Genomic DNA, 22,015 nt, shown 5'->3' with positions numbered 1-22,015 from the left:
GTCAGGACTTTCCTTGGTGGAGGCGGCGCGCCAGGCCCAGCGCGCCCAGCGACAGCACCGCCAGCGCGGCCAGCACCAGCGACTGGTACTGGCTGGCCGCCGGCGGGCTGGCGCTCAGGTTGTTCAGCAGGCCGTTGGCGAACAGCGCGGCGAAGCTGCTGTTGGACGGCGCCAGGTGTTCGAGGAACAGCGCCAGCGCGGAAATTTCCAGCAGCCAGATCAGCGCCGACAGCAGCAGCAGGCCGGTCAGCCGGCCTTCCAGCGAACGCTTCAGTGCCAGTTCAAGCTGGCGCAGCGCGTGGCTGGCGCGCAGCAGCCGCAGGCCGCGCGCGCTGCTGCTGTTCAGTACCAGGTGACGGTTCAGGTAGACGAAGGTCCTGGCCACGGTGAACAGCCCCAGCAGACCGAACACGCTCACCAGCAGGAACACCAGGAACACGGTGCGGGTGGCCGGCGGCAACTGGACCTGGAACAGCGACAGGGCCAGCATCAGCGCCGCCAGCACCAGCACGTCGGCGCAGCGTTCGGCCAGCCACACGGCCAGCGCCTTGCGGCGGTCGTCGAACACGCGCAGGAAGGCGGCCAGGCGCAGGATCTCGCCTATCTTGAAGGGCAACAGGCTGCTGGGGAAGGCGGTCAGGCCGTGCGCCGCCAGCAGCGCCGGCACATGTGCGCGCTGGTCGAGGCTGAGCATGGCCAGCCGCGCCAGCCGGAACAGGTGGGAACTGAAGTACAGCAGCAGCACCGGCAGCAGCGGCGCGGGCGCGCCGCGGCGCAGCAGGCTGTCGGGCGTCAGGGCCTGCAGGGCCAGCCACGCCAGCAGCAGCGCGGCCAGCACGGCGAGGTAGATGCGGCTCGGGCGGCTCATTGTTCCCGCTGGGCGGCGTCGTGGCGCGCCACGATCTTGCCGCTGTAGGCCTCGAAGCGCTTGCCGCGCAGCTCGCGCGCGAGGAAGCGGCCGCGCTGGACCACGTAGGCGCCGAGCAGGCTCAGCACCTTGAACGCCTGGCGGAACAGGCGCACGTTCGAGACCTGGTCTTCCTCGCGCCAGCTGATCGGGAAGAAGCGCACCGTCTGGCCGTGGTGGTAGCTGCCCAGCAGCATCACGTAATTGAAGGTCAGGTCGTCCGGGAAGGTCTGGTAGTAGAACGGCTTCAGCGATGCCAGGCGGTACATATTGAGCCCGGAGCCAAGGTCGTAGATGCGGCGGCCGGCGCCCAGCGAGAACAGCAGATTGTAGACGCGGTTGCCGACGGTGCGCAGCAGCGAATAGCCGATCAGGCGGCTGCCCGGCATGAAGCGCGCGCCCATCAGGCAATCGGCGCCGAGATGGGCGCCGCTGTCGAGCTGCGGCAGCAGGTCGCGGATGTCGGCCTGGTCGTCGCCGTGCAGCACCACCAGGTAGTCGAAGCCCTGCTCGATGGCATAGCGCATGGCCGCCTTGTGCGAGCCGCCCAGGCCATAGTTGTCGTCGTTGGTCCAGGCGATGAAGTTGCAGTGGGTCAGGCGGCTGCTGGCGCGCTCGATGGCCGCCTGCAGCGTGTTGTCCGGCGAGCGGTTGTCGACCACCATCACGGTGTCGATGGCACGCTGGACGCGCTCGTCGAACTGGTCGAGCACGCGCACGATCTGCGGCGCGCAACGGTAGGCGGGAATGAAGACGAGGATGCGGGGCTGGGTGGGCGACATGGTTTCAGGCGGCGCGCATATGGCGCGTCAGGACTTTCATAAACAGGAAGTTGGTGACCAGATTGAAGGGGGTGACGATGATCTTGGCCGCCAGCGCGCTGTGCAGCGCCGGCACGCCGGCGTGGCTGGCCACGGCGGCCGCGGTCAGTTGCAACAGTTGCGAGTATGCCATGATCGACAGGAATTGGTAGCCCCAGTAGAGCAGCAAAAAGCGGCCGGAGCCGGCGCCGCTGCGGCGGAACACCGTGCCCAGCGAAGTGAACCAGACAAAACTGACGCCCACGTAGGACGACACCACGTTGGCGGCAAACGGCGCCACGCCGGCCAGCCGCACCAGCGCGGTGTAGGTCAGCATGTCGCACAGCCAGCCCAGGCCCGACAGCAGCAGGAAGCCGAGGAAGGCGCGCAGGTTGGGCGGCACGGCGCGCATCAACGCTTGCCCTGCCGCAGCCAGTCGGCGCCGGCCTGTTTGACCGCGCGGTCCAGGCTGTCATCCTGGTACAGCCAGATCTCCAGCCGGCCGTTGCCGCAGCTCGCCACCCGCGCCGGCGCCGGCAGCGCCTGGCGCATGGCGGCGGCGGTGTATTGCGGGTTGGCCGGCTGTGCCGCGCCATACAGCACCGCGAAGTTGTAGACATGCTCGGGATAGTCCCGTGGCCGCATCACCGGCCCCAGCGTCGAGACGTGGAAGTCCGGCGCCAGCGTGTTGGTGGTGACCAGGATGGGATTGCGGTGCGGCAGCTGGTAGCGCACGCCGCGCCCGTTCCAGTAGTCGGCAATGCCGGCTTTGAGCGGAAAGCCGGCGCTTTCCAGTTGCGCCAGGCAGCCGGCCGCCAGCGCCGAGGCGTCAACGATGGGCGGTGGCGGCCGCAGCGTCAGGCGCGCCGCGCTGACCAGCACCACGGCGAACAGCGCCAGCTGCGCGGCGCCAATGGCGAGGGCGCGCATGGGCCGCTGGATTGGCGACAGGTCGAGCCGGATCACCGCCAGCAGCAGCGCCAGCGCGATCGGCAGCGCCAGATAGCGCAGCGCGAACGGGTCGCCGAAGCCGCCGGACAGGATCACGCCGAGCAGGTTGATGGTCAGCCCCACGGCCAGCAGCGCGGCGGCGGCGGCGAAGCGCCAGTCGCCGGTGGCGATGCTCAGGCCCTGCTGGCGCAGCGCGGTGGCGCGCAGCAGGCGCAGCGCCAGGAAGCCGAGCGCCAGCAGCACCAGCAGCGCGCACAGAAAGGTCAGCGGATTGTCCGGCGTGAAAGCGGTGGTCACCGCGTTCATGAAATTGCGCAGCGCCGCGCCGGCGGTATCCGGCGACGGGTGGATGCGGCCCTCGCGCGCCGGATAGCGTATCAGCAGCTTGCCCAGCAGCGTGGCCAGCACCTGCGCCAGCAGCAGCAGGCCGATCAGCCGCGCCAGCGGACGGCGCAGCGCCTGGCCCGGCCCCAGCGTCAGCCAAGCGGTCGCCAGCAGCAGCAGCGCCGGCAGCATGAAGCCCAGCACAAACAGCTGGGTCGACAGCAGCGCGGCCGCCGACCCTGCCACCAGCAGCGCGGCGCTGACAGCGCGCGGGCGCTCCAGATGGTTAAGCATCAGGCCTATGCCGGTCAGTCCGAACAAGACCACGGCCAGGTGGTTGTTGGTGCTGTAAAAATACAGCCACATGCTGGAACGACCGGCCGCCGCGGTGAACAGCGCCAGCAGCAGCACGATGGAGGCCTGCGCCGACTTGCTCAGCGCCGGATGGATCTGGCGCGCGCACCACAGCAGCGCGGACGCCAGCAAGAACACCTGCGCCACCGACACGAAGAAGATGCGCGCGGTGACTTCGCCGAACAGCGGCATGGCCAGCCAGTACAACAGCATGTCCGGCACGAAGGCGGGCGCCGACGCAAACTTCCACTCCGTCCAATGGCCGCCATGATGCAGCAGGTCGCTGAATAAATCGTCGAGGAACAGGCTGTCGCTTTGCAGTACCGTCTGGAAGCGCAGCAGCGACGCGCTCAGCGCGAGCAGCAGCCAGGCCAGCAGGGTTTTGATTTTATCCGTGCTCATTAGTGAAATGGTAAAGATTGCTTTCCAGTTAACTCGGCGAAGCGCGTATTATACGGCACGGCCGCTCCCGGTCCGGGCCGCTGCGCGGTAAAATAGGGGGTTATTGAACCAGCCCCGAGTCGCGTATGAATATGGTAGCAAATGAACAAGCAGTGGCCGGCGGTGCCGTCGTGCCGGCGGGACCGTCCTTCGTCCATCTGCGCGTGCACTCGGAGTATTCCATCGTCGACGGCCTGGTCCGCATCGACGACCTGGTCAAGGCGGCGGTCAAGGACCAGCAGGGCGCGCTGGCGGTCACCGACCTGGCCAATATGTTCGGCATGGTCAAGTTCTACAAGGCCGCGCGCGGCAAGGGCATCAAGCCGGTGGTTGGCGTCGACTGCTGGATCACCAACGATGAAAACCGCGACAAGCCGTCGCGGCTGATGTTGTTCGCCAAGAACCGCATGGGTTATCTGCAGCTGTGCGAGCTGCTGTCGCAGGCGTGGCTGACCAACCAGTACAAGGGCCGCGCCGAGATCCGCACCGAGTGGCTGCAGGAGCTGACGTCCAAGTCCTACCCGCTGCTGCCGGACGACAGCCCGGCCAACGGCCTGATCGCGCTGTCCGGCGCCCATTTCGGCGACATCGGCATGGCCATCGAGAACGGCAATCCGGCGCTGGCCGAGGCCAACGCGCGCAAGTGGGCGGCGCTGTTCCCCGGCCACTTCTACATCGAGATCCAGCGCGCCGGCCAGGCCAACCAGGAGATGCAGGTGCGCCATTCGGTCGCGCTGGCGTCCAAGCTGGGCTTGCCGGTGGTGGCGACCCATCCGGTGCAGTTCCTGTCCAAGGATGAATTCATCGCCCACGAGGCGCGCATCTGTATCGCCGAGGGCGAGATGCTGGCCAACGCCAAGCGCGTGCGCAAGTTCAACGAGCAGATGCGCTTCCTGACGCAGGCCGAGATGCAGCAACTGTTCCACGACCTGCCGGCGGCGTTGCAAAATTCGGTGGAAATCGCCAAGCGCTGCAATCTGACGCTGACCCTGGGCAAGCCGCAGCTGCCGAACTTCCCGACGCCGGGCATGACCATCGACGAGTTCCTGGTGGCGGAAACCAAGAAGGGCCTGGAAGAGCGCCTGATCCAGCTGTTCCCCGATCCGGACAAGCGCGAGGCCAACCGCAAGCGCTACGAGGACCGGCTGGAGTTCGAGAACAACACCATCATCAAGATGAAGTTCCCCGGCTACTTCCTGATCGTGGCGGAGTTCATCCAGTGGGGCAAGAACAATGGCGTGCCGATCGGTCCGGGCCGTGGCTCGGGCGCCGGCTCGCTGGTGGCGTATGCGCTGAAAATTACCGACCTCGATCCGCTGAAATACAACCTGCTGTTCGAACGTTTCCTGAACCCCGAGCGCGTCTCGATGCCCGACTTCGACATCGACTTCTGCCAGGAAAAGCGCGAACTGGTGATCCAGCACGTGAAGGACCTGTACGGCCGCGACGCGGTGTCGCAGATCGCCACCTTCGGCACCATGGCGGCCAAGGGCGCGATCCGCGACGTCGGCCGCGTGATGGACTTCGGCTACAACTTCTGCGACGGCGTCTCCAAGCTGATTCCGTTCAAGCCCGGCAAGCCGGTGTCGATCGCCGAGGCGATCGAGGAGGAGCCGATGCTCAAGGAGCGCCAGCAGAACGAGGAGGAGGTGGCGCAACTGCTGGACCTGGCGCAGCAGGTCGAGGGCATCACCCGTAACATCGGCATGCACGCCGGCGGCGTGCTGATCGCGCCGGGCAAGCTGACCGACTTCTGCCCGCTGTACACCCAGTCCGGCGATTCCGGCGTGGTGTCGCAGTACGACAAGGACGACGTCGAGGCGGTCGGCCTGGTCAAGTTCGACTTCCTGGGCCTGACCACGCTGACCATCCTCGACCGCGCGGTGCGCTACATCAAGGCGCTCGATCCGGCCGAGGCCGAGTTCGACCTGGCCAAGCTGCCGCTGACCGACCGTCCGTCGTACGACCTGCTGACCAAGGCCAAGACGGTCGCGGTGTTCCAGCTTGAATCGCGCGGCATGCAGGGCATGCTGAAGGACGCGCGGCCCGACCGCTTCGAGGACATCATCGCGCTGGTGGCGTTGTACCGTCCGGGTCCGATGGACCTGATCCCGGACTTCTGCAAGCGCAAGCACGGCGAGAAGTTCGACTATCCCGATCCGCGCACCGAATCGATTCTGTCGGAAACCTACGGCATCATGGTGTACCAGGAGCAGGTGATGCAGATGGCGCAGATCGTCGGCGGCTATTCGCTCGGCGGCGCCGACATGCTGCGCCGGGCGATGGGTAAAAAGAAGGCCGAGGAGATGGCCGAGCACCGCGCCATCTTCCGCGCCGGCGCCGCCAAGGATGGCCTGTCGACCGAGAAGGCCGACGAGATCTTCGACCTGATGGAGAAGTTCGCCGGCTACGGCTTCAACAAGTCGCACGCGGCCGCCTACGCGCTGCTGTCCTACCACACGGCCTACCTGAAGGCGCACCATCCGGCCGCGTTCATGGCGGCCAATATGTCGCTGGCGATGGAAGACACCGAGAAGGTCAAGATCCTGGTCGAGGACGCGATCGACGTCTGCGGCCTGACCATCCTGCCGCCGGACATCAACCAGTCCGACTTCCGCTTTGTGCCGGACGGCCCGCCGCCGTCGGTCACCGGCAAGAAGGTGACGCAGATCCGCTACGGCCTGGGCGCGTGCAAGGGCGCCGGCCAGAACGCCATCGAGGCCATCATCGCCGCCCGCAATGCCGACGGCCCGTTCACCAGCCTGTTCGATTTCTGCAAGCGCGTGGACAAGAAGCAGATCAACCGCCGCACCATCGAATCGCTGATCCGCGCCGGCGCCTTCGACTGCTTCGGCGTCGACCGCGCCGTGCTGCTGGCGTCGGTCGGCTTCGCGATGGAATATGCCGACCAGCAGGCCAAGTCGGCCAACCAGGTCAGCCTGTTCGGCGGCGACGATTCCGACCTGGAGCCGCCGCCGGACTACGTCAAGGCGGCGCCATTCACCGACCGCCAGAAGCTGGCCGAGGAGAAGATCGCGCTGGGCTTCTACCTGTCCGGCCACATGTTCGACTCGTTCGCGCCGGAAGCGCGGCGCTTCGCCCGCACCAAGCTGGCCGACCTGGAGCCGTCGCGCGATCCGCGCATTTTGTGCGGCGTCATCACCGGCATCCGGCCGCAGATGACCCAGCGCGGCAAGCTGCTGATCGTCACGCTGGACGACAAGAGCGCGGTGGTGGAAGTGACCGTGTACGCCGAGGTGTTCGAGGAGAACAAGCACATGTTCAAGGAAGATGAATTCCTGGCGGTGATCGGCAAGGTGTCGGAAGACCGCTTCTCGGGCGGGCTGCGGATTTCGGCGGAGAAGGTGTTCGACATCGTCAGCTCGCGCGTCAAGCACGGCAAGCAACTGGGCATGGCGCTGCCGACCACGGTGGACGCGAAGAAGGTGGCGGAAGTGCTGGCGCCGCATCGTCACGCCGACGGGCTGCCGATTTCGGCGCGCATCCAGCCTCAGGGCGTCAGCTGCGTGGTGCAGTTTGGCGAGGGGTGGCGGGTGGCGCCGTCCGACGAGCTGCAGCTGGCGCTGCAGCAGGTGCTGGGCGCCAAGGAAGTCGCGGTCGAATATTAGTACCCCGGACAGAAGGGTCAGACCCCGTGCGGGGTCTGACCCTGGCGCCGGCGGTGTGCGGGTTGTGGGGGTGCCGTCCGCAGTTAAAACTGCGCGCTGACGCCGGTAATGGCATACCCCTTGGCGCCAATCTGCGCCAGCGGCTGCTCAATATGGTATTTGGACAAATCATCGTGGTCGTCATCCACTTCCACGTGCTGGGCTTCGGGGTGCCAGTCGGTACTGGTGGCTTCCTGCGGAATCGGCTTGCCTTCCGGCACGGCCAAATAACTATGCTTGCCTTGTGCTTCATCTCGGCAATAAATATCCACACGCATGGTATCTCTCCTCTGACGAAAAGCCCATGGTAACGGATTTTCTTACGCCAGGGCGTACTGCTCCGTGTCGTTATCCAAGGGCACCAACACCGGCGCCGTCAGCACCGGCACCGCCTCGATGCGCGGCGCGTGCAGGCTGACCGCCACCGCCTGCGCCAGTTCGCACAGCGTCTCGTGGCGCTTGCGCGCCTCCGAGCGTTTCTTGGACGCGATCGCCGCCAGGTCGGGCGCGCAGATCGGCTCACTGGCCAGCGTGTAGTCGCCGTCACCGCGCTGGACCGCGCCCAGTTCCAGCCACAGCGCGTCGTAGTCCGCGTGCACCTTGCCCTGGCGGGTGGCGCCGCACACCGCGCGGTTGGCGTTGCCGACCAGGCGCAGCTCGCCGCAGCCGTGATCGTAGGCGATCTGGCTCAGCAGCTTGACCATCAGGTTCTTTGGCCGCAGGCCGTGCAACTCGCGCGTGGCATCCTTGATCAGTTGCAGGCCGCGCTCGCCCTTCGGCCCCTGCATGCAGCCGATGCCCAGCGCCATGCCGCCGCGGCCCGCGCCATCGCCCTCGCGGAAGGAAAACGCCGCGCTGTACACCAGGTCGCCGTTCTGCACCAGTTGCAGCACCAGCTCGCCCTCGCGCTCCATCGGCTCGATCGCGCGCAGTTGCAGCTGGTAGGGCAGGCCGCTTTTGCCCTCGACCGTGGCCAGCGGCACGGCGCCGCGCGCCGCTTGCACCGTCAGCGGGCCCATGCCATGGCGGAAGATGTGGCGGTAGTGGCTGCGCAGCAGCGCCAGGCGCTGGCTGGCGTCCATGGTGTCGCTCTGGTAGGGACGGTAGATCTTGTAGACCAGGCGCGGGCGCGCCTTGACCAGCTCGGCAAACATCGGGTGGGAGTTCAGCAGTTCCAGCCAGCCAAACGTGGCGTGCCGGTGCAGCCGGGCGCGCAGCGACAGTTTGAGCGTCTCGCGCAGCTGCTTCAGGCCCGTGAGGCCGGCAACGCCGGAGCGGATGGTGATGGACTGCATCGTGAACTCTTCCAAAAAGGGGCCTGATGGCAAGTCGCGATGGTAGTGGTCGTGTAACGCAATGTAAATTCGGGTAAAGAACTAAGAATTTCCCTTAATAATTGCACCTCGGGTAACCCGGCTGTTGTATAGATGCGATGCCTAAGTTATAAGGGAAGCCCCTAGTTGCAAAAAGACAGAACAAGATGACCATGGGCAATGCATAATGTTACATTGCGATACAAACAACGCTGTATGAGCACGCCTTCCCCATCCCCTTATCTGGTCTTTCCGGTCTTTATCGGCCTGTATGTGTTGTTTGACTGGGCCACGTATATCGACCCGCTGTACGGGCTGAACATCACGCCGTGGAACCCGGATCCGGCGCTCGGCCTGGTGTGCTGGCTGCGCTTTGGCTGGCGCACGGCGCTGCCGTGGTTTGCCGCGCTGGTGCTGGGCGAGTGGCTGGTGCGCGGCATGCCGGCCGGGTTGCCGTTGAGCCTGTTGCTGTCGCTGTGGCTGACGCTGGGTTACGGCCTGCTGGGGGCGGTGCTGCGGCGCACCTTCGGCCAGGCCGGGCTGTTCGACAGCCGCCACCGGCTGTTCCAGTGGGTGCTGATGGTGCTGGTCGGTACGCTGCTCAACGATGTGGTCTACATGTCGCTGCTATCCTTGGCCGGGCTGATCCCGTCCGGCGAGTGGGTGGCGGTGGTGCTGCGCTTCGGCATCGGCGACATGGTCGGGGTGCTGGTGTCGATGCCGCTGATCTGGATGCTGTCCAGTGCCGACGGCCGCCAGCGGCTGCGCCAGACCGTGTGGCGCTACGAGACGCTGGGGTACCTGGCGCTGGCCATCTGCGTGCTGTACCTGGTGTTCGGCACCATCGAGACGTCGGAGTTCAAGCACTTCTACTTCCTGTTCCTGCCGGTGATCTGGGCCGCCTCGCGCCAGGGCCTGTACGGCACGGCGCTGATGGTGTTCGTGCTGCAGCTGGGCATCGGCGGCCTGGTCAAGTGGAACAACGCCGTCAACATCGAAGTGCCGGAGCTGCAGATGCTGGACGCGATGCTGACGCTGGTCGGTTTTTCGCTGGGCATCGTGGTGGACGAGCTGCGCCAGGTGTCGAACGACCTCAAGCAGTCGCTGCGGCTGGCGGCGGCCGGCGAGATGGCAGCCGCGCTGGCGCACGAGCTGAACCAGCCGCTGACGGCGCTCAGCGCCTACGGCAAGGCGTGCGAATTCCTGGTCGAACGTGGCGAGAGCGGCGAGATGCTGAAAAGCGCGGTGCAGCGCATGATCGCCGAGTCGGGCCGGGCGGCCGAGGTGGTGCGGCGCCTGCGCGACTTTTTCCGCACCGGCGCCATGAAGCTGGAGGCGGTCGACGCCGGCCAGCTGGTGTCGTCGGTCAGCCAGCAGTTCTTCACCCAGCTGCGCCAGCACGGCGTGCTGCTGGAGGTGGGCGACATGCCGGCGCTGGCGATGCTGGCCGACCGCCTGCAGATCGAGCTGGTGCTGCGCAACCTGGTGGCCAACGCGCTGGACGCGGTGCAGGAGCGGCCCGAGGGCGAGCGCCGCATCACGGTGACGGCGCAGCTGCTGGACAGCAAGAAGCACGGCCAGGGCAGCTGCCTGCAGCTGTGCGTGGAGGACAGTGGCAAGGGCGTGTCGGCCGAGGTGCTGGGACGCCTGTTTGAACCGTTTGTCTCGTCCAAGGCCACCGGCCTCGGACTGGGCCTGGTGCTGAGCCGGGCCATCATGGAAGCGCACGGCGGCTCGCTCTGGGCCGAAGTGGGCGATCACGGCATTTTTAAAATGGCGCTGCCGCTGGCGCGCCACGCAGTGGAAGGGCAGGAGAACTATGTTGCAGCATGATTTAACCGTATTCATTGTCGATGACGATCCGGCCGTGCGCGACGCGCTGGGGCTGCTGCTGGGGGTGCGCGGCTACCGCACGGCGGTGTTCGCCAGCGCCGAGGCCTTTCTGCAGGCGTGGCAGCCGGCCTGGAGCGGTTGCCTGCTGATCGACATCCGCATGTCCGGCATGGACGGGCTGGCGCTGCAGCAAGAGCTGCTGCGGCGCGGCTGCGCCATGCCGGTGATCATCATGAGCGGCCATGGCGACGTCAGCACGGCGCGCGCGGCGTTCAAGGCCGACGCCGTGGACTTCCTGGAAAAGCCGCTGGACGACGGCAAGCTGATCGCCGCCATTGACGAGGCGCTGTCGCGCGCCCGCGCCACCCAGAGCGCGCAGCAGCGGCGCCACCGCAGCGCCAGCCTGCTGAGTGAGCTGACGCCGCGCGAGCGCGAGGTGATGCAGCTGGTGGTGCTGGGCCGGCACAACCGCGACATCGGTCCCGAGCTGGGCATCAGCGTACGCACGGTGGAAGTGCACAAGGCGCGCCTGATGGCCAAGCTTGGCGTGGACAACGTGGCCGATCTGGTCCGCATCAGCATGCTGGACCAGGAAGACTAAACCGGGGTCAGTGCCGACATTCGGACATTTCGCGCGCGAAATGTCCGAATGTCGGCACTGACCCCGGTTTTGCCGGTTTTGTTCAGCTGCGCGGCAGGGCGCGGGTCTGGCGCAGGCGGCGCCATAGCTTGAACTTGCGCACCACGCTCTGGCGCACGTGGAACCAGCGGTTGCCGTCGATGACGTGCTGCACCTGCAAGGCGGTGCGGGCGTCGCGCAGGTTGCGCGCCATCGCCGACAGCACCTGCTGCGGCGGCGAGAACAGGCTGGTCAGGAAGATGTCATGCACCCGCCGTCGCACCACCGCGCCGGCCGCGCGCGGCAGCTGGTAGGAACTCTTGATCATGCTCAGGTAGAAGTGGCACACCGCCACGTCGAACTGCGCCCGCACCGCGGCGCTGACGCCGGCCCGCTCCAGCTGCGGCTTGACGGTGGCCAGCGCCGAGACGAAATCCACGCACCACTGCTCGCTTACCAGCTTGGTGATGCTGACCGGGTGCTGGCGGTAGGCCAGCAGCACGTGCGGCACGTACACCAGGCTGCGGCAGCGCTGCAGCAGCAGCGGCACCACCGCCACATCCTCGAACACCCGCTGCGACGGGAACACCGGCGTGCCGGCCTGGGCGTAAATGGCGCGGCGGAATACCTTGCACCACACGTACATGTGGCGGTCGTCGAAGAACGAGGTCAGGATCGCGTCCTGGCAGGTGATCGGCCGCTCCGGCGCGTAGCTCATGAAGATGTCGCGGTCCTTGTGCGGCGCGTGCGGGTGCCACATGCGCAGCGCCGTGGCGATCACGTCCGGATGGTCGCGGGCGATCGCCTGGCCCAGCACTTCCAGCGAACGCGGCAGCAGCCGGTCGTCGCTGTCGATGAACAGGATGTACTCGCCGCCCGCCTCCTGCAGCGCGCGGTTGCGGGCGTCGGCGATGCCGCTGTTGCGCTGCTCGATCAGCGTGAAGTTGCAGCGCGGCCAGGCCGCCTGCAGCGCGCGGATGCGCGCCAGCGTCTGGTCGGTGGAGCCGTCGTCCACCACGATCAGCTCGTGGCGTGCGTCCATCTGCGCCAGGATGTGCTCCAGGCAGTCGGTGATGTAGCGCTCGACGTTGTAGGCGGGCACCAGGATACTCAGCAGCAGGCCGCTGTCCGGCACGAACGGTTTCATGCGCGCAATCCTTTCACCGCCAGCGTGGCGCGCTCGGCGTGGCGGCGCAGCACGGTGGCGCGGTTGCTGGTTTCCTGGTCGCGCGGGTTCTCGCGGTGCCACAGGTGGAACACTTCGGTGGCGTAGGCGCCGTCCTTGCGCATCACGCCGGCGTGGTACAGCCGCACCACCAGGTCGGAATCCTCGTGGCCCCAGCCGAGGAAGCTCTCGTCGAAGCCGTTGACCCGCTCGAGGTCGTCGCGCCACACGGCCAGGTTGCAGCTCTTGATGCGGCGCCAGCTGAAGCGCTTGCTGGTGCGGCCGAGGTCCGGCCAGGTCAGCAGCAGGGGCAGCACCTTGTTGAGGCCGCCCTGGCGGCGCCACGCCAGCTTGGTGGCGGCGTCCAGCGCGCCGAGGTCGATGTGCTGGTCCAGCACCCGTCGCGTGGCGGCCTCGTCCAGCAGGATGCGGCTGCCCTGCACCAGGTGGCCGCGTTGCGCCAGCTTGCGGTGCTGGCTGATAAAATTGCGCTGCGGCACGCAGTCGCCGTCGAGGAAGACGATGTAGTCGCCGCGCGCGTCCAGCGTGCCCAGGTTGCGGGCGCGGGCGGCGCGGAAGCCCAGGTCTTCCTGCCACACATGGCGCAGCGGCACCGGCGCGCGCGCCTGCAGCGCCGCTACCGCCTGTTGCGTGTTGTGGCCCGAGCCGTCATCAGCGATAATGATTTCGAAACCCAGGTCATCCTGGGCAAAACACGCCTCGACAACGGCGCTCAGCGCGTCCGGCCGGTTGTACGTGGTGACGATGACGGAAATGAGCACGGGTGACATGGTAGGCAACTTGCTGTAGCGGATTGCTTCTTTGCAATAAACGATAACATGAATGAATAATACATCAGCCCAGTCCACTGCCAGCACTGTCTTTATCCACAGCCTGATCTTTCTGTTTCCCTTTCTGCTGCTGATCACCCGCTTCGGGGTCGGCTTGTGCAGTTTCGCCTTTTTGCTGGCGGCCATCGTCTACCGCCGCGCCGGCTGGCCGGTGCTGATGCGCCATCTTACTGAGATTCGCGGGGTATTGATAGCGTTTGGCGCGGTCCTGCTGCTGGCGCTGCTGTGGTTCGCGCTGAGCGGCGACAGCCGCCTGCGCGACCTGGAAAAGCCGGCGCGCATGCTGGCCTCGGCCACCGTCATGCTGACCGTGCTGGCCTGCCGCCCCAGCCGCAAGGCGCTGTGGTGGGGCCTGATCGCCGGCGCCGCCGCCGGCGCGGTGTTCATCGCCTACCAGCGCTGGGTGATCGGTCTCGACCGCCCCGGCGGGTTGATCAATTCGATCACCTTCGGCGACATCATGCTGTGCATGGGCTTGATGTGCCTGGCCGCCACGCTGGACTTCGCCGGCCGCAGCGCCATCTGGCCGGCGCTGGGCGCGCTGGCCGGCCTGACCGGCTCGGTGGCCACCGGCACCCGCGGCGGCTGGGTGGCCATCATCCTGGCGGCGCTGTTGCTGGGACGCTACGGCCACGTGCTGCGCGGCCGCTGGCGCAAGGTGTTGGCGCTGCTGGCGCTGGCGCTGCTGGTCAGCACCTATTTCATTCCGCAGACCGGCACCCGCGCCCGCATCGACCAGGGCATCAGCGACGTCCAGCAGTATGTCAGCGGCGGCAACACCTTCACCAACGTCGGCGTGCGCTTCGAGCTGTGGCGCAGCGCGCTGCAGCTGATCGAGCGCCGCCCGCTGCTGGGCGCCAGCATCCCCACCGTCAAGCGCGAGATGGCGGAGCTGGTGGCGCAGGGGCGGGCCCACCCGTACGTGCTGGAGTATGAGCACTTCCATAACGACATTTTGCAGTCGCTGGTGTTCGGCGGCGTGCTCGGCCTGCTGGTGTTCGGCGCCATGCTGGTGGCGCCGTTCCTGTTCTTCCTCGGCCAGCTGCGGCACGGCGGCGGCGCCCGCAACGCGCCGGCGCTGGCCGGCATGCTGCTGGTGCTGAGCTACTTCAGCTTCGGCCTGACCGAGGTGATCTTCTGGTCGGTGCGCAGCTGCATGTTCTACGCGATGATGCTGTTCCTGCTGGCCGGCCTGTGCCTGAACGCGCGCGAGGAGCAGCCATGAGCCAGCCGCGCACCCTGATTATTTCGCCCAACTGGATCGGCGACGCGGTGATGGCACAGCCGCTGCTGCAACTGCTGCGCGCCGCCCACCCGGAGCGGCCGATCGACGTGCTGGCGCCGCCGGCGGTGTCGCCGGTGTGGCGCCAGGTGGCCGAGGTGGACGAGGTGCTGGAAACGCCGTTCCGCCACGGCGCCCTGCAACTGCGGCAGCGCTGGCAATTCGCCCGCCTGCTGCGCCAGCGCGGCTACGCCGACGCCTACATCCTGCCCAACACCATCAAGTACGCGCTGATCCCGTGGCTGGCCGGCGTCCGCCGGCGGGTCGGCTACAAGGGTGAGAGCCGCTACGGCCTGATCAACGTGATGCACCACGACGAGGTGCCGCCGCGGCCGATGGTGCCGTTCTATGCGGCGCTGGCCAAACCACCGGTGACGGTGCAGGGGCCGGGCCTGCGCGCCGCCTTGCCGCGTCCGCGCCTGACGGTCGACGCGGCGCAGCGGGCGGCGGTGCTCGGGCGCCACGCCATCGATCCGGCGCGGCCGCTGGTGGCGCTGGCGCCGGGCGCCGAGTTCGGCGCCGCCAAGCGCTGGCCGGCGGCGCACTTCGCCGGCCTGGCCACGGCGGTGCTGGCGCGCGACGCGGCGACCCAGATCGTCCTGCTCGGCTCGCCCAAGGACGGCGACGCCTGCGCCGAGGTGGCGGCCCGGCTGCCGGACGGCGCGGCGGTGTTCAACCTGGCTGGCGCCACCAGCCTGGCCGAGGCGATCGCGCTGATCGCCGGCGCCGCCGCCGTGGTGGCCAACGACTCTGGCCTGCTGCACATCGCCTCGGCGCTGAACCGGCCGGTGCTGGCGCTGTACGGCCCCACCGATCCCGACCACGCGCCGCCGTTCTCCGACCTGGCGGCGTCGATCTCGCTGCGCCTCGATTGTGCGCCGTGCAAGCAGCGTGAGTGCCCGCTGGGCCACCACGACTGCATGGTCAAGCTGACGCCGGACCTGGCCTGGCAGCGGCTGCGGCCGATGCTGGAGGCCGGCTGATCCAGGCTGCAGGGCGGGCGGATTTACGGTATAAAGCAGTCAGGGCAACGATTGCTTCCAGCGCATGTTCAAGCGATTTTCCATCACCTTCTGGGCCACCGTGTTTGTCACGGTGGTGTGCCTGTCGCTGGTCGGCGTGGACGTCTGGCGCAGCCTGAACGCCCGCAGCGAGCAGCTGGCGGAAAAGGCGCACCAGGGCGCCAACCTGGCGCGCGCCATGGCGCAGCAGGCCGACGACACCATCAAGGCGGCCGACATCGCGCTGGCCGACATCGTCGAGCGCATCGAGACCGACGGGCAGGGCGCCGCCGCGCTGGCGCGGCTGCAGCGCCAGATGGCGGCGCAGGTGGCCAACCTGCCGCAGTTGGTGGGCCTGTTCGTGTACGACGACACGGGCCGCTGGATCGTCAACTCGCGCGGCGTGCTGAACCAGGCCTACAACAACGCCGACCGCGAATACTTCATCTACCACCGCACCCACGCCGGACGCGGCCCGCACGTCGGCAATCCGGTCATCAGCCGCTCCAGCGGCAAGTGGATCATGCCGGTGTCGCGCCGCCTCGACAAGCCGGACGGCAGCTTTGGCGGCGTGGTGCTGGCCACGCTGGACATCGACTACTTCCGCCGCTTCTACCAGAGCTTCGAGCTGGGCCAGCACGGCGCGGTGGCGCTGATGACCGACGGCGGCGTGCTGATGCTGCGCCAGCCGTTCGACACCACGCGCGTCGGCAGCAGCATGCGCGACAGCGAGTTGTTCCGCCACTACGCACGGCTGTCCGGACCGGCGCGCACCGGCAGCGGTTTCTTCCGCTCGTTCCACGACAACGCGGTGCGGCTCAACAGCTACCGGCCGCTGGCGCACTACCCGCTGTTTGTCACCGCCGCGCTGTCGCGCGAGGAGATGCTGGAGCACTGGCGACGCGACACGTTCACGCGCTCGGTCGGCGTGGTGGTGCTGGCGGCGCTGCTGGGCTTTTTCGGCAAGCGGCTGGTGGACCAGATCAAGCTGCGCGAGCGTGCCGAGGCCGAGCTGCGCCAGGCGCGCGACGCGCTGGAAAGCGCCAACCGCACGCTGGAGCGGCAGGCGATGTCGGACGGCCTGACCGGGCTGGCCAACCGGCGCCAGTTCGACGTTACGCTGGCCAATGAATTCAGCCGAGCGACGCGGCACCAGAGCACGCTGGCCTTCATTATGATCGACGTCGATTACTTCAAGCAGTACAACGATTTGTACGGCCACAGCGCCGGCGACGAGGTGTTGCGCGCGGTGAGCAAGCTGATCCGCGCGCTGACGCCCAAGCGGCCGGGCGACCTGACGGCACGCTACGGCGGCGAGGAGGTGGGGATTCTGCTGCCCAACACCGACCTGGCCGGCGCGCGGGCGGTGGCCGAGCGCATCCGCGCGGCGGTGGAGCATCTGCAGATGCCGCACAACGGCAGTGGATTTGGAGTGGTGACGCTGAGCGCGGGCGTGGCCACGCTGGCGCCCAGGCGCGGCGAGCATGTGGCCGGCATGCTGGTGGAGGCGGCCGACAAGGCGCTGTACGCGGCCAAGTCGGCCGGCCGCAACCGCGTCAGCCCGGCCTGAATCCCGTCGTACCGGCGCAGGCCGGTACCCATAGAACGCCTGCACAGCCGACTCAGCATGGGTACCGGCGTACGCCGGTACGACAGTCAGGTATCGGCCTGAGCTGGTACGACAGTCAGGTATCGGCCTGAGCTGGTACGACAGTCAGGTATCGCCGTACGCCGGTACGACAGTCAGGTATCGGCCTGCGCCGGTACGACGGTCAGGTTTCCAGCCGTTGCAGCGCCGCGCGGGCGACCGGCGGCGAGACGATGTGGGCACCGTCGAATTCCTCGTAGCTGACATCGTAGCCCTCCTGCGTCAGCCGCTGGGCGATGTCGTGGCCGCGCTGCACCGCCAGCACCGGATCCTCCTTGCCGTGCGCGACAAAGATGCGCGGCTGCCCCTCGCGCCGCAGCGGCGCCATGAAGCCCGGCGAGAACGCCAGGATGTCGCTGAACAGGTGGCCGTTCATCAAGCCCACCGACAGCGCGTACGAGGCGCCGTCCGAAAAGCCGGCGAGCGCCATCGCCTGCTCGTCGACCTGGTAGCGCTGCATGGTCCACAACAGCGCGCGGTCGAGGAAGGCCAGGTCGGGGCCGAAGCCGCCGCGCAGGAAGTCCCAGCTGGTCGACAGCGCGTCCGGAATCAGCAGCAGCGCGCCGTGGCGGATGGCGTGCGCCAGCGCGATATGGTCGCCGCCGCCGTGCTGGCCGCCGGCACCGTGCAGCAGCACCAGCAGGTGCAGCGGCGCGCCGCTGGCGCCGGCGCCGGAGTCCAGGTGCGGCGGCACGTGCAGCACCGCCTTGCGGCCATCGGCGAACGCCAGCTGGTGGGTGCCGCAATCCAGCGCCGCGTGGCGCTGGTGCGGAATCAGGCGCAGCAGATCGGGCCGCGCGTGCAGGCGGCCGTCGGCGTAGGACGCGGGCGTGTTCAGAACTCCTCCCAGTCGTCACCAATGGCGGCGGCCGGCGTCGCGCGCGGCGCGCTGGCGCGGCTGGCGCCCGACTGGGACGCGCCGACGGCTGTCGTGGCCGTCGTGGCCGCACGGGCTGTCGCCGCGCCGTGGGCCATGGCCGCGCTGGCCGTTGCGCCGCCCGCCGTCACGCGCGCGCCGGCGGATGCGGCCGCCGTGGAGGGGGGCGAAGCTGCCGAGGATGTGCCGGTAGCGGACGTGCCGGTCGCGGACATGCCGGTAGCGGACGTGCCGGTAGCGGACGTGCCGGTCGCGGACGTGCCGGTAGCGGACGCGGCGGCGGATGGGGCCGCGGTCGCGCGGTGCCGGCTGGCCGACGAACGGTTGCCGATCGCTGGCCGCGACGCGGTGGCCGTCAGTCGCGCGGCTGGCGCGCTGGCCGTGGCGTGCGGCGCCGCCGCCGTCGACGTGGCGCCTGCCGCCGCCAGGGCGCGTTCGTCAAACGTGAACACGCTGACCACGCCGGCCTGGCTGGCCGCCTGCTCCTGCAGCGCCGCTGCCGCCGCTGCCGCCTCTTCCACCAGCGCCGCGTTCTGCTGCGTCACATGGTCCATCTGGCTGATCGCATGGTTGATCTGCTCGATACCGGCAATCTGCTCTTCGCTGGCCGAGGCGATGTCCTGCATGATGGCCGTCACCCGCTGTACGCTGCCGACGATCTCCTGCATGGTGGCCCCGGCTTCCTCCACCAGCTTGCCGCCGGCCTCCACCTTGCCGACCGAATCATCGATCAGCGCCTTGATCTCCTTGGCCGCCGCCGCCGAGCGCTGCGCCAGCGTGCGCACCTCCGACGCCACCACTGCAAAGCCGCGTCCCTGCTCGCCGGCGCGCGCCGCCTCCACCGCCGCGTTCAGCGCCAGGATATTGGTCTGAAAAGCGATGCCGTCGATCACCGAAATAATCTCGACAATATTCTGCGACGAGTGGCTGATCGACTGCATCGTCTGCACCACCTGCGCCACCACCGCGCCGCCCTTGCTGGCCACCTCGGAAGCCGTGGCGGCCAACTGGTTGGCCTGGCGCGCATTGTCGGCGTTCTGGCGCACGGTGCCGGTCAGCTCCTCCATCGACGACGCGGTTTCCTCCAGCGAGCTGGCCTGCTGCTCGGTACGGCTCGACAAATCCTGGTTGCCGCGCGCGATCTCGCCGGTGGCGGTGGCGATGGTGTCCGTGCCGCGCCGCACCTCGCCGACGATGTTGAGCAGGCTCTGGTTCATCTCGCCCAGCGCCTGCAGCATCTGCCCGGTCTCATCGCGGGTGCGCGCCTCGATCCGGCTGCTGAGGTCGCCCGACGCCACCGTGCGCGCGATGCGCACCGCCTCGCTCAGCGGGCCGACGATGCTGCGGCTCAGTATCCACGCCAGCACCGCCGCCAGCGCCACCGTCAGCAGCCCGCCGATGATGATGGTGTTGGCGGTCAGGCTCTGCAGCGACGCCGCGTCGGCCGCGCGCTGTGCCAGCAAGGCTTCCTCGGCGCCGCCGATCTCGCGCAGCAGCGCGCGCATCGCGTCCATGCCGGCGCGGCCGCGGCCCTCGCGCTCGAACTGCAGCAGCGGATCGATGCTGGCGCCGTCGTTGGCCTTGGCGCGCAGTGCCAGCACCGGCGCCACCGCGTCGCCATACCACGCCTGCTGCGCCTGCTCCAGCTTGCGCAGCCGGTCCTGCTGCGCCGCATTGTCGGCAGTCAGCGCGCGCGTCTTGCTCAGGTGCTCGGCAAACGCCGCCTGGCCGGCCTTGAGCGGCGCCAGCGACGCCGCCTCGCCGGTCAGCGCATAGCCGCGCTCGCCTGTTTCCATGTTCAGCAGGCTTTCCAGCAGCGACTTGGTTTCGGTGATCACCTGGTGGGTATGGGTGTTCCAGCCGTTGGCCTGGGCCAGCCGCGAGAAATTGGTGTAAGCGGTGCCCAGCAACAGCGCCAGGATCACCACCACCGCGCCAAAGCCCAGATACAGTTTGCGGGTGATGCCAAGATCAGAGAATCGCATGGTGAAAGCCTCCACATGAGCAAGTCACGACTTTTCAATGTAGCACTTAATCCGCCACTGGATAGCTGAATTGCGTCACCGTGCCGTTGGGCGTGGTGACGGTGATGGTCAGCACGCCACTGTTCTGCAGGTTGGTGCAGATCAGCCCGCTATTCTGGCTGGCGTCGCTGAGCAGCGCCACCGTGTACACCCAGGCGCTGGAATCGGCGCTGCTGGTGTTGGGCACGGTGATGCTGGCGGGGCTTTGCAGGATGCCGTTGGTGGTGGTAAAGCTGATCTGGGTGCCGGCCGGCAGCGGGTTGCCGGGCCGGTCGTACAGCCACAGCGGGTCGCCCGGATGGGCGCTGCGGCGGTTGGTGGCAAACACGGTCGGGTTGTTGTCGCGGATGGCAAAGCTGAACGTGCGCAGCGTGTTGTTGAAGGCGACGTTGTTGACGCAGCGGTCGAGCGCCAGCGTGCCGCTGCCGCTAGGACTGTCGAGCAGGCTGACGGCGGCGGTGCTGTTGGACAGCACCATCACCATCGCCTGGCGCACGTGCACGGTGTTGCCGCCGCTGATGTTGGGCGTGGCCTGCAACACGCCGTTGTAGATGCCGTTGCCGTTCTGGTCCCACGCGCTGTTGCCGTTGGAGTCGATGTACTGCTCGCCGGCGGCGCGCACCGCGTTGCCGCTGGTGTTGGCGTCGTCGACGCCGTTGGCATTGGCGTCGCTGACCGCGCGGTCGTTGCGGAACGCCTCGCCGAGGTCGGTGAACGGTTCGCCGGCGTCGTAGCGGTTGTTGCCGTTGGTGTCGCTAAAGCTTTCCTCGCCCAGCGCGTAGGCCAGGATGGTGACGCGGCCGTCGGCCGGGCGCGGATTGCCGGCGCAATAGCGCACCGTGCACTCGCCCGGCGTGCCTTTGCTGGTGACCACGCTGCCGTCCGGCTGGGTAGTCTGGATCAGGCCGGTCAGGCAGGAAGCGTCGATGCTGCCGCCCTCGGCCGTGAAGCTGACCGCCGTGCCGTCCGGCGCCGGGTTGTGGAAGTGGTCGGCCAGGCGCGCGGTGACGGTGGTGCCGGTGGGCGCGGTGCAGCCGTTGTACTGGCCGCCCTCGACGTTGCGGATCACCGCCGCCAGCGAGAAGCTGTTCTGCTCCGGCACGCCGGTCGACACCACCAGCTGGTCGGACGGCACGCTGATGCCGCCGTTCAGCGTGGCGGTCACGCGCACCGGCGTGTTGACGGTGCCGGCCGAGACGATGGTAGTGACCAGGCCGGTGCTGCCGCTGATGGCGCTGGCTGGCGCCAGCGTCAGGCCGCCGGCGCTGGTGTTGAGCGCAAAGCTGACCTGCTGGCCGCCGACCGGGTTGCCGGCGCTGTCCAGCACACGGAAGGTGACGGTGGCGGTCTCCTGGCGGCCGGCGCCGCCGGTGCCCCGGAGCGCGATGTTTTGCGGCGTGGCCGAGACGAACGTCAGCTGGCTGGCGCTGGCGCCGGGCGCGGCGCCCTGGGTGTAGTTGGCGCTGGCGCTGACGGCGCTGCCGCCGATGTTGGCGCTGGCGGTAATCACGTAGTTGCCGGCGGTGCTGGCGGCGCCGGGACTGAGCTGCACCGTGGCCTTGCCGCTGGCGTCGCTGACGACGGCGCCGCCGGCCGCCGAGAACACGGCGTTCTTGTCGGTGCTGGTGAAGGTGACCAGCGTGTTGGGCACGGCAGCGTTGTTGGCGTCCTTCAGCTGCGCGGTCAGCGTGGCGCTGCCGCCGGTGGGCAGCGTGGTCAGCGCGGCGCCGCTGGCGTCGGTGATGCTCAGCGTGATGGCTGCCTTGCCGGTGGTGCCGCCGCCGTTGCCGCCGGTGCCGCAGCCGGGCAGCGCCGGGTCGCGGTTGGGATCGATGGTGGTGCAGCCGCCGCCGCCGCTGCCGCCGCCGCCGCAGGCGGCCAGCAGCGCCGCACACAACAGGGCCAGCAGATAATGCGTCAAACAGTCGATCCGGCGTGCAGTCATGGTCACTCCTGG

General features: G+C 68.1%; 17 protein-coding genes. 6 read left to right on the top strand and 11 right to left on the bottom strand.

The features are described from left to right. Position 1: 1 nt before the first annotated feature. The 4 genes from FHW58_RS14420 to FHW58_RS14405 are packed head-to-tail and all read right to left on the bottom strand — an operon-like array spanning position 2 to position 3,738. On the bottom strand, positions 2 to 868 hold the full coding sequence (locus tag FHW58_RS14420; RefSeq protein WP_179673825.1) for a lysylphosphatidylglycerol synthase domain-containing protein: 867 nt from the start codon (positions 866 to 868) through the stop codon (positions 2 to 4). Continuing rightward, on the bottom strand, positions 865 to 1,689 hold the full coding sequence (locus tag FHW58_RS14415; protein WP_179673824.1) for a glycosyltransferase family 2 protein: 825 nt from the start codon (positions 1,687 to 1,689) through the stop codon (positions 865 to 867). The genes FHW58_RS14420 and FHW58_RS14415 overlap by 4 nt, the downstream gene beginning before the upstream one ends. 4 nt (positions 1,690 to 1,693) lie before the next feature. Beyond that, positions 1,694 to 2,119: a GtrA family protein gene (locus FHW58_RS14410; protein WP_179673823.1), complete on the bottom strand. Its 426-nt coding sequence runs from the start codon at positions 2,117 to 2,119 to the stop codon at positions 1,694 to 1,696. Continuing rightward, positions 2,119 to 3,738, bottom strand: a complete 1,620-nt coding sequence (locus FHW58_RS14405; RefSeq protein ID WP_179673822.1) for a hypothetical protein — start codon at positions 3,736 to 3,738, stop codon at positions 2,119 to 2,121. The genes FHW58_RS14410 and FHW58_RS14405 overlap by 1 nt, the downstream gene beginning before the upstream one ends. 125 nt (positions 3,739 to 3,863) lie before the next feature. Here FHW58_RS14405 and dnaE point away from each other — a divergent pair, with 125 nt between their 5' ends. Further along, positions 3,864 to 7,406: a DNA polymerase III subunit alpha gene (gene dnaE / locus FHW58_RS14400; protein WP_179673821.1), complete on the top strand. Its 3,543-nt coding sequence runs from the start codon at positions 3,864 to 3,866 to the stop codon at positions 7,404 to 7,406. A gap of 83 nt (positions 7,407 to 7,489) precedes the next feature. Here dnaE and FHW58_RS14395 read toward each other — a convergent pair whose 3' ends face one another. Then, the gene (locus FHW58_RS14395; RefSeq protein WP_179673820.1) at positions 7,490 to 7,723 is read right to left on the bottom strand and encodes a DUF6139 family protein; all 234 of its coding nucleotides are present in this window, start codon (positions 7,721 to 7,723) and stop codon (positions 7,490 to 7,492) included. A 42-nt stretch (positions 7,724 to 7,765) separates the two neighbouring features. Beyond that, positions 7,766 to 8,740, bottom strand: coding sequence for a VirK/YbjX family protein (locus FHW58_RS14390; protein ID WP_179673819.1), 975 nt, complete (start codon positions 8,738 to 8,740; stop codon positions 7,766 to 7,768). A gap of 234 nt (positions 8,741 to 8,974) precedes the next feature. On the opposite strand from FHW58_RS14390, the gene FHW58_RS14385 reads away from it, so the two are divergent. Beyond that, complete coding sequence (locus tag FHW58_RS14385) at positions 8,975 to 10,591, top strand: ATP-binding protein (protein WP_179673818.1); 1,617 nt, start codon at positions 8,975 to 8,977, stop codon at positions 10,589 to 10,591. Then, positions 10,578 to 11,192: a response regulator transcription factor gene (locus FHW58_RS14380; protein WP_229265324.1), complete on the top strand. Its 615-nt coding sequence runs from the start codon at positions 10,578 to 10,580 to the stop codon at positions 11,190 to 11,192. The genes FHW58_RS14385 and FHW58_RS14380 overlap by 14 nt, the downstream gene beginning before the upstream one ends. A gap of 82 nt (positions 11,193 to 11,274) precedes the next feature. On the opposite strand, the gene FHW58_RS14375 is transcribed toward FHW58_RS14380, so the two are convergent. Then, positions 11,275 to 12,357: a glycosyltransferase family A protein gene (locus tag FHW58_RS14375; protein ID WP_179673817.1), complete on the bottom strand. Its 1,083-nt coding sequence runs from the start codon at positions 12,355 to 12,357 to the stop codon at positions 11,275 to 11,277. After that, positions 12,354 to 13,166 carry a glycosyltransferase family 2 protein gene (locus FHW58_RS14370; RefSeq protein ID WP_179673816.1) on the bottom strand — a complete coding sequence of 271 codons (813 nt, stop codon included), beginning with the start codon at positions 13,164 to 13,166 and terminating at the stop codon, positions 12,354 to 12,356. The genes FHW58_RS14375 and FHW58_RS14370 overlap by 4 nt, the downstream gene beginning before the upstream one ends. A gap of 52 nt (positions 13,167 to 13,218) precedes the next feature. Between FHW58_RS14370 and FHW58_RS14365 the strand changes: the two genes are divergently transcribed. The 3 genes from FHW58_RS14365 to FHW58_RS14355 all read left to right on the top strand — a co-directional run bounded on the left by FHW58_RS14365 (position 13,219) and on the right by FHW58_RS14355 (position 17,079). Next, entirely contained in the window at positions 13,219 to 14,451 is a 1,233-nt protein-coding gene (locus FHW58_RS14365) for an O-antigen ligase (RefSeq protein ID WP_179673815.1), read from the top strand. Then, the gene (waaF, locus tag FHW58_RS14360; protein WP_179673814.1) at positions 14,448 to 15,491 is read left to right on the top strand and encodes a lipopolysaccharide heptosyltransferase II; all 1,044 of its coding nucleotides are present in this window, start codon (positions 14,448 to 14,450) and stop codon (positions 15,489 to 15,491) included. Before FHW58_RS14365 ends, waaF begins: the two co-directional genes overlap by 4 nt. Before the next feature lie 64 nt (positions 15,492 to 15,555). Continuing rightward, on the top strand, positions 15,556 to 17,079 hold the full coding sequence (locus FHW58_RS14355) for a sensor domain-containing diguanylate cyclase (protein WP_179673813.1): 1,524 nt from the start codon (positions 15,556 to 15,558) through the stop codon (positions 17,077 to 17,079). A gap of 202 nt (positions 17,080 to 17,281) precedes the next feature. Here FHW58_RS14355 and FHW58_RS27945 read toward each other — a convergent pair whose 3' ends face one another. The 3 genes from FHW58_RS27945 to FHW58_RS14340 all read right to left on the bottom strand — a co-directional run bounded on the left by FHW58_RS27945 (position 17,282) and on the right by FHW58_RS14340 (position 22,003). Then, the gene (locus FHW58_RS27945; protein ID WP_373996677.1) at positions 17,282 to 17,851 is read right to left on the bottom strand and encodes an alpha/beta hydrolase; all 570 of its coding nucleotides are present in this window, start codon (positions 17,849 to 17,851) and stop codon (positions 17,282 to 17,284) included. A 140-nt stretch (positions 17,852 to 17,991) separates the two neighbouring features. Continuing rightward, positions 17,992 to 20,019, bottom strand: coding sequence for a methyl-accepting chemotaxis protein (locus FHW58_RS14345; protein ID WP_179673812.1), 2,028 nt, complete (start codon positions 20,017 to 20,019; stop codon positions 17,992 to 17,994). Positions 20,020 to 20,065: 46 nt separating this feature from the next. Further along, on the bottom strand, positions 20,066 to 22,003 hold the full coding sequence (locus FHW58_RS14340) for an Ig-like domain-containing protein (protein ID WP_179673811.1): 1,938 nt from the start codon (positions 22,001 to 22,003) through the stop codon (positions 20,066 to 20,068). Positions 22,004 to 22,015 lie beyond the last annotated feature (12 nt).

Origin of the sequence: Duganella sp. 1224 (assembly GCF_013408245.1) — a bacterium.
Classification (GTDB): Bacteria; Pseudomonadota; Gammaproteobacteria; order Burkholderiales; family Burkholderiaceae_D; genus Rugamonas.
Note: the sequence above shows the minus strand (reverse complement) of the source record. Positions and strands in the feature narration are given on the sequence as shown.

Coding starts and splice junctions, on each gene's coding strand:
- FHW58_RS14355 (WP_179673813.1), top strand. CDS start 15,556: ATGTTCAAGCGATTTTCCATCACCTTCTGGGCCACCGTGTTTGTCACG.
- FHW58_RS14410 (WP_179673823.1), bottom strand. CDS start 2,119: ATGCGCGCCGTGCCGCCCAACCTGCGCGCCTTCCTCGGCTTCCTGCTG.
- FHW58_RS14395 (WP_179673820.1), bottom strand. CDS start 7,723: ATGCGTGTGGATATTTATTGCCGAGATGAAGCACAAGGCAAGCATAGT.
- FHW58_RS14380 (WP_229265324.1), top strand. CDS start 10,578: ATGTTGCAGCATGATTTAACCGTATTCATTGTCGATGACGATCCGGCC.
- FHW58_RS14390 (WP_179673819.1), bottom strand. CDS start 8,740: ATGCAGTCCATCACCATCCGCTCCGGCGTTGCCGGCCTCACGGGCCTG.
- FHW58_RS14420 (WP_179673825.1), bottom strand. CDS start 868: ATGAGCCGCCCGAGCCGCATCTACCTCGCCGTGCTGGCCGCGCTGCTG.
- waaF (WP_179673814.1), top strand. CDS start 14,448: ATGAGCCAGCCGCGCACCCTGATTATTTCGCCCAACTGGATCGGCGAC.
- FHW58_RS14375 (WP_179673817.1), bottom strand. CDS start 12,357: ATGAAACCGTTCGTGCCGGACAGCGGCCTGCTGCTGAGTATCCTGGTG.
- FHW58_RS14405 (WP_179673822.1), bottom strand. CDS start 3,738: ATGAGCACGGATAAAATCAAAACCCTGCTGGCCTGGCTGCTGCTCGCG.
- FHW58_RS14370 (WP_179673816.1), bottom strand. CDS start 13,166: ATGTCACCCGTGCTCATTTCCGTCATCGTCACCACGTACAACCGGCCG.
- FHW58_RS14365 (WP_179673815.1), top strand. CDS start 13,219: ATGAATAATACATCAGCCCAGTCCACTGCCAGCACTGTCTTTATCCAC.
- FHW58_RS14385 (WP_179673818.1), top strand. CDS start 8,975: ATGAGCACGCCTTCCCCATCCCCTTATCTGGTCTTTCCGGTCTTTATC.
- FHW58_RS14345 (WP_179673812.1), bottom strand. CDS start 20,019: ATGCGATTCTCTGATCTTGGCATCACCCGCAAACTGTATCTGGGCTTT.
- dnaE (WP_179673821.1), top strand. CDS start 3,864: ATGAATATGGTAGCAAATGAACAAGCAGTGGCCGGCGGTGCCGTCGTG.
- FHW58_RS14340 (WP_179673811.1), bottom strand. CDS start 22,003: ATGACTGCACGCCGGATCGACTGTTTGACGCATTATCTGCTGGCCCTG.
- FHW58_RS14415 (WP_179673824.1), bottom strand. CDS start 1,689: ATGTCGCCCACCCAGCCCCGCATCCTCGTCTTCATTCCCGCCTACCGT.